Origin of the sequence: Mucilaginibacter sp. SG564 (assembly GCF_013149275.1) — a bacterium.
In the GTDB taxonomy this organism is placed as follows: Bacteria; Bacteroidota; Bacteroidia; order Sphingobacteriales; family Sphingobacteriaceae; genus Mucilaginibacter.
The window spans coordinates 467,987-481,279 of sequence record NZ_JABGNA010000002.1; the positions used below are offsets into that span (position 1 = coordinate 467,987).

Below are 13,293 nucleotides of genomic sequence, written 5' to 3' on the forward strand. Positions count from 1 at the left end.
AAACAATAGTATACCGATACACAGAAGTACACATCCATTGCAAAATATATTTTGCTTCTATTCTTAAATTGGCATGAATTCCAAATCAATATGACAACTTATTTACAAACAAGTAATTTATAAAACATCCACAGTTTAGAGCAGTCGCTTGATTTTAAATTATTCATATTGTTTATTATTCCTCCTCGTATTAACTTAATTGGGGTATTATATATATTGTTCTGTTTTTTCGTTTAATATTGTGTTGGGAATTTTTGCACCTGTATATGAATTCTGCTGAAAATTATGACGTGCTTATTGATAAGATCAACATCTTTATCCGGAAGTACTATTTCAATAATTTTCTACGCGGACTGATCTTTTTGGGTGCCGGCCTGTTTACAGCTTATGTAGTTATTACGCTGAGCGAATATTTCGGCAATTTTAACGTCGTTTTCCGTAGTATCCTTTTCTACTTTTTTATAGTTTTAAATATCGGGCTGGTATGTTGGCTCATTTTACCACCATTTCTGTCATGGCTCAAGCTGGGTCACTCCCTAACCCATGATGAAGCAGCCGAGATCATCGGTAAACATTTTCACGATGTTAATGATAAATTGCTAAATACACTACAGCTTAAAAAACTGGCAGCTGCCGACGAAAAACACCGGGTTCTTATTGAGGCCAGTATCGATCAAAAGATCGAAGCCCTAAAACCGGTTAGTTTTCCTTCGGCTATCAATATCCGGGAAAACAATAAATACTTAAAATGGGTGCTGGCCCCTGCTGCAGTCATCATCGTCATCGCTTTTGCCGCTCCATCTATACTTACCGAAAGTACAAAAAGACTCATCAGGCACAATGAATACTTTGCCCCGGTAGCTCCTTTTCGTTTCCATATTTTAAATAAAACCCTATCTGTAGTTCAAGGAGATGACCTTAAACTTGATCTTAAACTCGATGGCAACCGGCTGCCTGTCGATGTTTATATAGAAACAGCCAACAATACTTTTAAGCTCGATAAGGAAAATATCAGCAAGTTTCATTACCTGTTCAGCAATCTGCAGCAAAATACAACGTTCCGGCTGCTGGGGAATGGCTTTGCTTCGGTTCCTTACGAAATAAGGGTAAACCAGAAACCAGCTCTATTGCATTTTGATGTAGAATTGAACTATCCGGCCTATTTGCATAAAAAAGCAGAAAAACTGCTCAATGCCGGCGACCTGGTAATTCCGGAAGGTACCACGGTAAATTGGCTCCTGCACACCCAAAATGCTTCTGGCCTGCAGTTTTATTTAAATGGGATTAAGCATAGCGCCAAATTAAGCGGGACTGACTTGTTTGAGTATAACGAAAAAATCTTTAAAAGTGCCGTTTACAAACTTAACCCCGTAAACCCACAGGTTAACCACAGCGACTCTTCTGCTTATCATATTAATGTAATAGCTGACGAATCCCCAACCATTACCGTAGAGGAAAAATCGGATTCAGTAAGCACTAACGCATTGTATTTCAGCGGAAAAATGCAGGATGACCATGGTTTTTCATCACTCATTTTTCATTATAGCGTACAAAGAGCTGGCAATAAGGCCCCTCAAAAAACGTTTACCAAACGAATTGATGCCGCGATGAACCAAACACAGTCAAACTTCTTTTATTTCTGGAATTTGAAGGCGTTGGGTATAGAACCAGGGGCACGTGTAAGCTATTTTTTTGAGGTTGCCGATAACGACGGAGTAAACGGACCTAAAAGAGCCAGAACTGCAGAGCGCACACTTAATTTGCCCGATGCCAAAGCCATTAATGAACAATTGAATGCTGGTACCCAGGCGGTAAAACAAAAAATGCAGTCGGCCATAAAATTAGCTGGTCAGGTTGAGCATGATTCGCAAAAACTCAATCAGTTACTGCTCAATAAAAACACACTATCCTTTGATGAAAAAAAACAGGTAGAAGATCTGCTGCAAAAACGGCAGGACCTGGAGAATCTGGTAAAAGAAATAAAAGACGAGAACCAGAAAAACCTGTATAACCGCAAAGAAAATCAGCAACAAAACGAAGAGTTGCTAGCAAAGCAAAAACAAATTGAAGACCTGTTTAATAATGTGCTTGATCAAAAGACAAAAGAACTCCTGCAAAACCTCCAAAAGCTTTTAGATCAGGAACAAAAAGATGCTACCCGCGATGAATTATCAAAAATGCAAATGGATAATAAATCGCTCAAAAAAGAGCTTGATCGCATGCTGGAGCTTTATAAAAAGCTTGAATTTGATCAAAAGCTGAATCAAAGCGTTGATCAGCTAAATAAACTGGCCGATAAGCAGCAGCAACTCTCTGATAAAACCAAACAACAGGGGGCTGATCAAAAAGCGTTACAGCAGGAACAGGAAAATCTGAAAAATGATTTTCATGATATCAAAAAGGGCTTGGAAGATCTGCAAAAAACCAACGAACAGGCAGAACACAAACAGGATTTTCAAAACCCCGAAAAAGAAACGCAAAGCATTGATCAGCAAATGGATCAAAGCGCCGGCGAATTGCAAAAAAATAATAAAGATGGTGCCTCAAAATCACAAAAACAGGCCGCCAAGCAAATGCAGCAATTAGCCGCCAAATTATCGCAGGATAATGAAGAGGGCGAAAGCAAAGAAAATGCTATTGATGCCCAGCAACTGCGCGAGTTATTAAAAAGCCTGGTGAACAGTTCATTCGATCAGGAAAAGGTGATGCAAACCTTAAAAGGTACTAATCCTACTGATCCTTCTTACATTTCGCTTTCACAAAAACAAAAAGATATTAAGGATAACCTGAAAACAGCCGAGGACAGTCTTTATGCCATCAGCCGGCGTATCCCTCAAATACAGTCGACCGTGAACCAGGAGATCAGTGGTGTAAACAGTCATATCGACCAGGCATTGGATAACCTGGGAGATCGTCGTACAGCCGAGGCCAACCGTCATCAGCAGTATGCCATGACTGCCATGAATAACCTTGCCCTGATGCTAAGCGAAGCATTGGAACAACTGCAAAAACAGATGAATAAAGGCGGAAAAGGCAAGGGTAAAAAGCAATCTGTATCGCAACTGGCAAAAATGCAGGAACAGCTTAATCAAAACATGCAGAAGGCTCGCGAGCAGATGCAACAGCAAGGCAACCAAGGTAAAAGCGCACAGGGCAAACAGGGTAATATGAGCGAACAACTGGCCCGGATGGCGCGTCAGCAGCAAATGATCAGGGAATCTCTTGAACAGATAAACCGGGAGCAAAACAAGGACGGGAAAAGCGGATTAGGAAATTTGGATAAAATTTCTAAAGAAATGGAACAAACTGAGCATGATCTCGTAAACAGGAAGATTACAGATGAAGCGTTAAAAAGACAGGAACAAATCCGGAGCCGGTTATTGGAGGCTGAAAAGGCAGAACAGGAGCGTGAACAGGATCAGCAAAGAGAAAGCCATGCCGGTAAGGATGTACCTCCTGGTTATATAAAAGCACTGCAGGGATACCAGCAACAAAAAAGCAAACAAACGGAGCAAATAAAAACAGTGTCTCCGGCACTTAATTTGTATTATAAACAAAAAATTAAATCTTACTTTGATCAACTTAATGCCAAATAACATGGAACAGGCAAATGTTCATACCAGCAGCGAATTGTTTACGTTACAACTACCGTCAAAAACGGAAAGTATAGCGCAACTTGAGCAGCTGATTGAAGAAATTGCTGATAAATATCATGTAGCCGAGGATACCTTCGCTAACATGATGACCTGCCTTAACGAAGCCACCATCAATGCCATTATTCATGGCAATAAGCTCGACGAAACAAAAAAAGTAATTATTAACGCCGAGGTAGAGCCTAAGCGCATTATATGGACCGTTACCGACGAAGGCCCGGGTTTTGATTATGTAAACCTGGCCGATCCAACTTCTCCTGAGAATCTGGAGAATTTGACCGGCAGAGGCGTTTTTATTATCAAACATTTGGCCGACCAATGCATTTTTAATGCATCGGGCAATACTATCGAACTACATTTTAAAATATAATGCCCGCTATTCAGTTTTTTGAAGAAGACATCAGTTATAAACTTAAAAATAAAACCCTTGTGCGCCAGTGGATCAAAGATACCATCATCGCCGAGGGTTTTAAATTGAAAGAACTTACCTACGTTTTTTGTTCAGACGCGTATTTGTTACCCATGAACCAGCAGTATCTTGACCATGATACCTATACCGACATTATTACTTTCGATAATTCAGAGGCTGAGGGCGAAATTGTAGGTGATATTTTTATTTCTATTGAGCGCGTACGTGAAAATGCTGCTAAGTTTAAGATCACAGAAACCGATGAGTTACACCGTGTAATTATCCATGGTGCTTTACATCTTTTAGGCTATACAGATAAAAGTGTTGTTACAAAGAAGAAAATGACACAAAAAGAAGATGAGTATTTGGCTAAACGAAGTTTTAATAGTTAATTTTACTCAAAGAAATTTGTTTCAACATCAATTATAAAAAACAATGAAATTACTCGCTTTAATATTCGCGTTCCTTTTTATCGCAGCGCCCTCATCTGTGTATGAGTTTAAGCTGAAAAGTATTGACGGTAAAGATTTTACCCTGGCCAAATACAAAGGCAAAAAAGTACTTATTGTAAATACGGCTTCTAAATGCGGTTTCACCAAGCAATACACTGATCTGGAGAAATTATCCGAACAATACAAAGGTAAATTAGTAGTGGTGGGTTTCCCGGCAAACAATTTTGGCGGACAAGAACCTGGCACCAATCAGGATATCAAAACCTTTTGCAAAGAAAACTTTTCAGTAACCTTCCCAATGAGCGGAAAAGTTAGCGTATTGGGCCTGGATATTGATCCATTATTCCAATATTTAACCACTGCACCAAATCCTGATTTTACAGGCGATATCAAATGGAACTTTGAAAAATTCCTGATCGATGAAAATGGTAAACTGATACATCGTTTCAGATCACAAACAACACCATTATCACCGGATATTACTAAATATTTGAATTAAGATCTTACTTTCAAAAAGGCAAAAAGCCGTAGGATAGTATCCTACGGCTTTTTTGTTCATTTTGTTCACCGAATATGCCTGTTTTTTAGGGCTAAATGTATAGTGTTGGTGTATATTATTCTATATAGTTGTATTTAGTTGATTTATCGCAAAAAGATATTACAAAACTATCACGTAACATTTTTGCTAATTCCCTTTATTGCCTTGCTCCTTGGCTGCTTTTTCCTTGTCCTTTTGAGCCTGCTCTTGTACCTTTTTTATAGAATCCTGTTTGGCCTTCGCAGCTTTTTTCTTTTTGTTAAAAAAGCCCCTCAGTAAAAAATTATGCTGTGCTGCTTGCAAGTCTTCATTTAAAGTATTGGTGGTTGTATGCACCTTTTTCATAGTAGTTTGTGCTTGCTTAACCGTACTTTCGATGTTTTTAGCCATCGCATCATTATTTAGCAAGCGTCCTATACTTCCTTTTCCATTATTGATTTTTCCTACAATCTGTGAAAGATCTGTTGTCAACGTCTCTGCATTATCAGCAACACGGGTAAGCTTGGTGATGATCTTGTCCACATCAACAGGATTAATGGATCCTAAACGACCTCCTGGCTGTACCTCCTGCTGACTTGTTATACCTCCCGGGGCTATCACAACCAGCTTATCGCCCATTAAGCCATCGCTTCCAATACTCATTTTCGCATCGGTCTTGATGAACTTTTTAACGCTGTTATTCAGCGTCAGATCAACCCTTACCGAACTATCCGTAATAATGTTAATTGACTGTACTACACCTATGTTAATCCCGGCAAAGCGTACATTATTACCTACCTGCAAGCCACTCACATTTTTAAAGGTGCCATAAACATTAAAAGTGGAATTAAACAGGCTCTTTTGACTCCCTATAAAAAATATACCCAATACAAGCACCACCAGTCCGGCGAAGGTGAACAGGCCAATTTTTATTTTTTGCGATGATGTGGTTTTCATGTTGTTTCGTTAAAAAATGATCTAACCATTTTATTATCCGATTTTTGCAGCTCTTTATAAGAGCCTTCGGCTATGTATTCTCCGTCATCCATCACCACAATCCGGTCGGCCGTAATGCGGGCACATTCCATATCATGTGTGATAATGATAGATGATGTTTTATATTTCTGCTGCATATGGAGTATCAGCTCACTGATCTCCCGTGAGGTGATCGGATCGAGCCCCGTAGTTGGTTCATCATACAGCATGATTTCGGGCTTTACAATAAGTGTGCGGGCCAGGCCTACCCGTTTGCGCATTCCACCAGACAGGTCTGAAGGCAGCTTATCAATAGCATCCAGCAAACCCACCCCATCCAATACCTCTTCCACCCGTTTATCTATATCCTGCTGATCGGTAAGCTTTAACACGCGGGTTAAAGGAAACTCCAGGTTCTCCCGTACGGTCATGGAATCATACAAAGCCCCACTCTGGAACAGAAAGCCAATCTTCATTCGCAACTGTTTCAGTTCTTCATCCCCCATTTCAGCAACATTTTCGCCTAATACTGTCAATGTACCAGCATCCGGTTTAAGCATACCCACAATGCATTGAATGGTTACTGATTTACCCATACCTGACTTTCCCAATACCACCATATTCTCCCCCCTTTTCAAGTCAAAATTGATATTTTTCAGTACCTCTTTATCACCAAAAGCTTTGGCTATCCCTTTAGCATGTATAACTACCTCAGTCTTTTTTGATGAGGCGGGCTCTTTGATTTCTTTATTTTCGCCGGATGCTTTCATATCAATGATAAAATAATATACTGGTGATCTGAACAGCGATAGCGTCAATAACAAATATCCAGAGGGAAGCAGTAACCACAGCCGAATTGGCGGCTATACCAACGCTCTCGGTACCTTTGTTGGAATGATAGCCTTTATAACAGCCCACAAAACCTATCGCGAAGCCAAAAAATACAGTCTTTACCACAGCCGGTAAAAAGTCCGAAAAATCAAGAGAGGAGATACACTTATTAAAATACAGTGAAAAGCTGATGCTATCCGTAATATTCAGAGCCAGGAAGCCACCAAACAGGCCTATAGCATCGCCAATAATAGAAAGCAAGGGCACCATGAGACTGGTGGCAAAAATGCGCGTAACAACGAGATATTGCAGTGGATTGGCGCCTGATACTTCCATGGCGTCTATCTGTTCGGTAACCTTCATGCTGCCCAGTTCGGCACCAATACTTGAGGCTATTTTGCCGGCGCAGATAATAGCCGTGATAACAGGCCCTATTTCGCGTATAAAAGAAACCGTAAGGGTTTTTGGTAACATACTGGCAGCACCGAGATCAACTAATGATGGTCTGAGCTGTACAATTAAAACCAGCCCCATGATAAAGGAGGTAATACCCACCAGCATCATGGAGCGGTAGCCTATTTCATAACACTGCCGTACAAATTCCGACCATTCAAAGCCGCCGGCAAATATATTTCTGAAAAACCTGGCAAAGAAAACGCATTGTTCACCAATGCCTTCTGCCCATCTCCTCCATCCGGTAATCGCTTGTTCTGCCATAAGTTACGTTAACTAATTGTCAGGAGTAAAACAAAATTTTACTCATTTGTTTTGCAGTTCAAGAAAATCAACCTTTAGGTTCGGCTTGCGGGTTTATGCCATTGGTATATCAATGATCAGGAAACGGGAAAAGTCTTCGGGTTCAATTGTAAATGAACTGGTATCATAAACACCCAGCGCATCCCTTTTGTTTAAAACCATATTGTTTATTTTAACAGAACCCTCAATAACAAATACATAAGCCCCATTTCCCGGTGTCTTTATATCATAATTTAAGCTTTTACCGGCTTCAAAATCTCCCATGCTAAAAGTGGCATCCTGGTTTAACCAAAGGGTATCCGGCCCTTTTACCGGGGATATGAGTGTAGTGAGCTCATTTATTTTTAAAAGTGGTTTAAAATCCTTTTGATCATAGCGTGGTTGTATGTCACGCTCTTTAGGAAAAAGCCAGATCTGTAGGGTTTTAGCCTCTTCTGTACGTGATGCGTTATATTCAGAATGATAAATACCCGTTCCGGCCGACATTACCTGTACTTCACCTGCACGGATCACACCGGTATTACCCATGCTGTCTTTATGCTCCAGGCCTCCTTCCAACGGAATGGTTATGATCTCCATATTATCATGCGGGTGTGTCCCAAAACCGGTACCGCCGGCAATAATATCATCGTTTAATACTCTTAATACACCAAAATTAACCTTGTTGGGGTCATAATATGATGCAAAGCTGAATGAAAAGTTGGCTTTTAACCAGCCCAGGTTATTTTTTCCACGTTCATTTTCGGGATAAAATATCGTTTTCATGATGTTCTCCTATTTATATGTTTAAACACACAATTTTTATTCCACAATTTATTTATGTGTATTTTTGCAAAAAATTGTGCAGACCATGTCAAATAAGGCTATTATTGCGGGTTCAAGTGGACTAATTGGCAGTAATTTATTGGATATTTTACTACGGGAGGCTTTTTATGATGAAGTTTTAATTCTGGTTAGAAAAGAATTACCCATACAACATCCTAAATTGACTCAATTGGTAGTGGATTTTGATCAGCTGGAGCGTTATTCCAGTGCTATAACCGGTCACGCTATATTTTGCTGTCTGGGTACAACCCGGCACAAAACACCAGACAGAACTGTTTACCGCAAAATTGACCATGACTATCCTTTGATGTTGGCACAATTGGCGCATAAGAATGGAGTAGAGCAATATCATTTAGTATCCTCTATTGGCGCTAATGCTGCTTCATCAACGTTTTATATTAAAACAAAAGGCGAGATAGAAGCAGATATACAGTTGGTCGGTATTCCTTCGTTGCATATTTATCGCCCATCTATGCTAATCGGTAAAAGAACAGAAAGACGGCCTGAGGAAAAAATAGTAACCGGCTTATTTAAAATTATAGATCCCCTATTATTTGGCGGGCTCAAAAAATACAAAAGCATCCTGGCGGCAACTGTGGCTGTTGCTATGTATAACCAATCAATACAAACTAACAAGGGCTCATTTATATATGAGTCTGACAAAATAAAAGAACTATCGTGAGCACTTACATTTCTGCTGAAAATCTTGGTCATCAATTTCATGACAACTGGCTGTTTAAAAATATAACCATCGGTATAAACCGTGGCCGCCGGGTTGCGTTGGTTGGTGTGAATGGCGCGGGTAAATCTACCCTGTTAAAATTATTGGCCGGTCACTTAAAACCAACCGAAGGCAAGGTTGTGCAGGCCCGTGACCTGAATATGGGTTACCTGGAGCAGGATCCTCATTTTAAAAACGCGGTAACCATTAGTGATTATATTTTTCATGCTGATGATGTACAACAACAGTTGATCCGTAAGTATGAAGAGCTTTTGGAAAACGACCCCGACAATGCCAAAGCCATTGAGAAAGTAATGGAAGAGATGAGTGAGGTTGATGCCTGGGAATATGAGTACAAGATCAAGACTATTTTGGGTCGGTTGGATATCCATCATCTGAATCAAAAGATCAATACCCTATCCGGTGGACAAAAGAAACGTTTGGCCCTGGCCAAGTTGCTTATTGAAGATCCGGACATTTATATTCTGGATGAGCCTACCAACCATTTGGACATTGATACTATAGAGTGGCTGGAGAAATTACTAACGGAAGGCAACAAAACCATATTAATGGTTACACACGATAGGTACTTCCTGGACAATGTATGTAACGAGATATTAGAGATAGACCGGGGTAAAATACAACCCTACAATGGCAGCTACGGATATTATTTGGAAAAGAAAGCAGAACGTGATGCTGCGGATGAAGCCACTTTCCAAAAAAACAGCAACCTATTGCGCAAAGAGTTGGAATGGATGCGCAGGCAACCACAAGCCCGCGGAACCAAATCAAAAGCCCGCATTGATGCTTATTATGACCTGGAAGAGAAAACCAAAGCTGGTGGCATACGTGAAAAGGTTGAACTGAGCGTAAAAACTGCACGCCAGGGCAACAAGATCATGGAAATGGAACACCTTTTCAAATCATTCAGCGATCGTACTTTTATTAATGACTTTAGCTATATATTCAAAAAGGGCGACCGTATTGGTTTAGCTGGCCGCAATGGCAGTGGTAAATCGACCTTACTTAACATTATCACCGGGGGCTTACAACCAGATAAAGGAACCGTAGTAAAAGGAGAAACTACCGTATTAGGTTATTTCCACCAGTCGGGCATTACTTTTAAAGATGATGAGCGCGTAATTGACATTGTAAAAAATGTGGCTGAGTTTATCACTATGGCCGATGGTAAAACCATCTCTGCCTCTGCCCTGCTTACTTTATTCCTCTTCCCTCCTGCTAAACAATATGGCTTTATATCCAAATTAAGCGGCGGGGAAAAGAAACGTCTGCAGTTGATGAGCATCCTGATGAAGAATCCAAACTTCCTGATACTGGATGAGCCTACCAATGATCTGGATATTGACACACTGAATGTACTGGAAGAGTTTTTAACTAACTATACCGGCGTACTGATGATCGTATCGCACGACAGGTATTTATTAGATAAACTAACCGATCAGCTATTTATTATGGAAGATGGCGGCCAGGTACGTATCTATAATGGCAATTACTCTTCTTACCGTATTGATCTGGAAGAAGAAAAGCAACAAGCTAAAAAGCCTGCACCTGTCGCCCCTACGCCTGTAGCTACACCTAAAAAAAGCAAGCTAAGCTTTAAGGAAGCTAAAGAACTGGAAGCAACAGAAGTGGAAATACAAGCTATAGAAAACAAGATAAAGGACAAAACCGAACAATTAAATACTACAGGTATAGCTCCGGAAAAACTGAATGAAATACTGGTTGAGATTGATGCTTTAAATAAACAATTAGATGCAAAAAGCATGCGTTGGATGGAGCTTACTGAACTAAACGAATCATAACGTGAAAATATCCGATATCATTGCTTCTGTAGGTGTAATCATACTTTTGATCGCTTTTTTATTAAATTTATTCAACAAATTATCAGCCGAAAGCAAGATATATAAACTCATGAATTTTGTAGGTGCAGGCACTTGCTGCTATGCCTCTTACATGGTTAGTTTTTATCCATTTGTTGTATTAGAGGGCGTTTGGGGCTTTGTAGCCTTAATATCATTATTAAAAGTTCCACGTGGAACATCCATATAGATTGAATAATTTTGTATTCTATTATTCAAATAAGAATAAAACAACCTAATGTTCCACGTGGAACATTAACAATAAACAAGATCAAATCGCTTTATTTAAGCATAATTGACTATAAGATCATAATGTTCCACGTGGAACATGGAGGTAAAAATGTTTAAAAAATATAATGTAATAGTTGTTGGTGCAGGCCACGCCGGCTGTGAAGCTGCTGCTGCTGCTGCCAACCTGGGATCATCTGTATTGCTCATCACCATGAACATGGGCACCATTGCACAGATGAGTTGTAACCCTGCTATGGGTGGCGTTGCCAAGGGACAAATAGTGCGTGAGATAGATGCCTTAGGTGGATATTCAGGTATTATTACAGATAAAACTTCTATCCAATTTAGGATGTTAAACCAGTCAAAAGGCCCTGCTATGTGGAGCCCAAGGGCACAAAGTGACCGCATGCGCTTTGCAGAAGAGTGGCGTTTAGCTTTGGAAAGAACTCCAAATGTCGACTTCTGGCAGGATACTGTTACCTCCCTTTTAGTAAAAGATAATACCATAAAAGGAGTACGCACTTCTATAGGTGTAGAGATAGAAGCAGATGCCGTAGTACTCACCAACGGTACCTTCTTAAATGGTGTGATACATATAGGCGAAAAGAAATTTGGAGGTGGCAGATCAGGCGAAAAATCGGCTACTGGTTTAACCGAACAGCTCATTACTTTAGGTTTTGACTCAGGTAGAATGAAGACTGGTACCCCACCCCGTATTGACGGACGCAGTCTTAATTATAGCCTGATGGAAGAGCAATGGGGTGATGAAGAACGTGGCCGTTTTTCCTTCACCGATGTTGATATGATCCAGGAACAACGCTGCTGCTGGATCACTTATACCAATACCAAAGTACACGAAACATTAAAAGAAGGCTTTGAAAAATCGCCCATGTTTACTGGTCGTATTAAAGGATTAGGTCCCCGTTATTGCCCTTCTATCGAAGATAAAATAAACCGTTTTGCCGAGCGCGACCGTCATCAAATATTTGTTGAACCCGAAGGATTGAATACAGTTGAGATCTATGTAAACGGTTTTTCAACTTCTTTACCAGAGGATGTACAGTACAAAGCACTCACCCAGATACCAGGTTTTGAAACTGCAAAAATGTTCCGCCCAGGCTATGCTATCGAGTATGATTACTTCCCACCTACCCAGTTAGGTTTAACCTTAGAGACCAAATTGATCAGTAACCTGTACTTCGCCGGACAGATCAATGGTACCACCGGGTATGAAGAGGCCGCCTCACAAGGCTTCATTGCAGGCATCAATGCGCACCAAAAAATCAACAATAAACATGAATTGATCCTGAAAAGATCAGAATCATATATAGGTGTATTGATTGATGATTTGGTAACAAAAGGTACCGAAGAACCCTATCGTATGTTTACCTCCAGGGCCGAACATCGCCTATTGCTACGCCAGGATAATGCCGATATCAGACTTAGCCCAATGGGTCATGAACTGGGATTGATCAATGATGAACGTTTGGAAAAGGTAAAACAAAAGGTTAAAAACTCCGATGATATCGTTGCCTATACCAGGAACAAATCAATAGACCCAAGTCATGTGAATGGCCTGTTGGATGATTTAGGTACAAGCCCCCTATCACAAAGTGTTAAACTCTTTAATTTATTAAGTCGCCCTCAAGTTGGTTTTAATGATCTTAAAAAAGCCGATGAGCCCTTAGCCGAATTATTATCAGCCTATGATAAAGAAACTATTGAGCAAGCTGAAATAAAAATCAAATATGAGAGTTACTTTATAAAAGAATTGGAAATTGTCGATCGCATGAAAAAAATGGAAGACAGAGAGATCAATCCGGAATTTGATTACCATACTCTGGTATCACTTTCAAAAGAAGCGCGCGAAAAATTAATGAAGATAAAACCACGCACATTAGGTCAGGCATCCCGAATTTCGGGTGTGTCACCGTCTGACATTTCAGTTTTAATGGTTCATGTATCCAGATAATTTATAACTAATTGATAATAAATAAGTTATAAAATATTGTTTTAAATCGATTATTTTAAATTTTTAATATC

At 40.0% G+C, this 13,293-nt stretch carries 12 protein-coding genes; 8 read left to right on the forward strand and 4 right to left on the reverse strand.

The window, feature by feature from the left end; genetic code table 11:
* Nucleotides 1-266 precede the first annotated feature (266 nt).
* From FHW89_RS06590 to FHW89_RS06605, 4 genes are read left to right on the forward strand one after another with little or no spacing between them, the layout of a single operon-like run.
* On the forward strand, nt 267-3,596 hold the full coding sequence (locus tag FHW89_RS06590; RefSeq protein ID WP_172334223.1) for a DUF4175 family protein: 3,330 nt from the start codon (nt 267-269) through the stop codon (nt 3,594-3,596).
* A gap of 1 nt (nt 3,597) precedes the next feature.
* Nucleotides 3,598-4,023, forward strand: coding sequence for an ATP-binding protein (locus tag FHW89_RS06595; RefSeq protein WP_172334224.1), 426 nt, complete (start codon nt 3,598-3,600; stop codon nt 4,021-4,023).
* A complete protein-coding gene (gene ybeY / locus FHW89_RS06600) occupies nt 4,023-4,454 on the forward strand; it encodes an rRNA maturation RNase YbeY (protein ID WP_172334225.1) in 432 nt (143 codons plus the stop codon). Before FHW89_RS06595 ends, ybeY begins: the two co-directional genes overlap by 1 nt.
* A gap of 43 nt (nt 4,455-4,497) precedes the next feature.
* The gene (locus tag FHW89_RS06605; RefSeq protein WP_172334226.1) at nt 4,498-5,013 is read left to right on the forward strand and encodes a glutathione peroxidase; all 516 of its coding nucleotides are present in this window, start codon (nt 4,498-4,500) and stop codon (nt 5,011-5,013) included.
* Between the two features lie 186 nt (nt 5,014-5,199).
* Here the strand turns inward: FHW89_RS06605 and FHW89_RS06610 are convergent, their stop codons facing one another.
* The 4 genes from FHW89_RS06610 to FHW89_RS29055 form a co-directional block, all read right to left on the reverse strand.
* Entirely contained in the window at nt 5,200-5,988 is a 789-nt protein-coding gene (locus FHW89_RS06610; protein WP_172334227.1) for an MlaD family protein, read from the reverse strand.
* Entirely contained in the window at nt 5,985-6,776 is a 792-nt protein-coding gene (locus FHW89_RS06615) for an ABC transporter ATP-binding protein (protein WP_172334228.1), read from the reverse strand. Before FHW89_RS06615 ends, FHW89_RS06610 begins: the two co-directional genes overlap by 4 nt.
* Before the next feature lies 1 nt (nt 6,777).
* Nucleotides 6,778-7,554, reverse strand: a complete 777-nt coding sequence (locus FHW89_RS06620; RefSeq protein ID WP_172334229.1) for an ABC transporter permease — start codon at nt 7,552-7,554, stop codon at nt 6,778-6,780.
* 93 nt (nt 7,555-7,647) lie between these two features.
* Nucleotides 7,648-8,358: a pirin family protein gene (locus FHW89_RS29055; protein WP_172334230.1), complete on the reverse strand. Its 711-nt coding sequence runs from the start codon at nt 8,356-8,358 to the stop codon at nt 7,648-7,650.
* An 85-nt stretch (nt 8,359-8,443) separates the two neighbouring features.
* Between FHW89_RS29055 and FHW89_RS06630 the strand changes: the two genes are divergently transcribed.
* The 4 genes from FHW89_RS06630 (at nt 8,444) to mnmG (ending at nt 13,222) form a co-directional block, all read left to right on the forward strand.
* The gene (locus tag FHW89_RS06630; RefSeq protein WP_172334231.1) at nt 8,444-9,100 is read left to right on the forward strand and encodes an oxidoreductase; all 657 of its coding nucleotides are present in this window, start codon (nt 8,444-8,446) and stop codon (nt 9,098-9,100) included.
* Nucleotides 9,097-10,962, forward strand: a complete 1,866-nt coding sequence (locus FHW89_RS06635; protein WP_172334232.1) for an ATP-binding cassette domain-containing protein — start codon at nt 9,097-9,099, stop codon at nt 10,960-10,962. The genes FHW89_RS06630 and FHW89_RS06635 overlap by 4 nt, the downstream gene beginning before the upstream one ends.
* A 1-nt stretch (nt 10,963) precedes the next feature.
* Nucleotides 10,964-11,209 carry a hypothetical protein gene (locus tag FHW89_RS06640; protein WP_216650494.1) on the forward strand — a complete coding sequence of 82 codons (246 nt, stop codon included), beginning with the start codon at nt 10,964-10,966 and terminating at the stop codon, nt 11,207-11,209.
* 150 nt (nt 11,210-11,359) lie between these two features.
* A complete protein-coding gene (gene mnmG, locus FHW89_RS06645) occupies nt 11,360-13,222 on the forward strand; it encodes a tRNA uridine-5-carboxymethylaminomethyl(34) synthesis enzyme MnmG (RefSeq protein ID WP_172334233.1) in 1,863 nt (620 codons plus the stop codon).
* Nucleotides 13,223-13,293 lie beyond the last annotated feature (71 nt).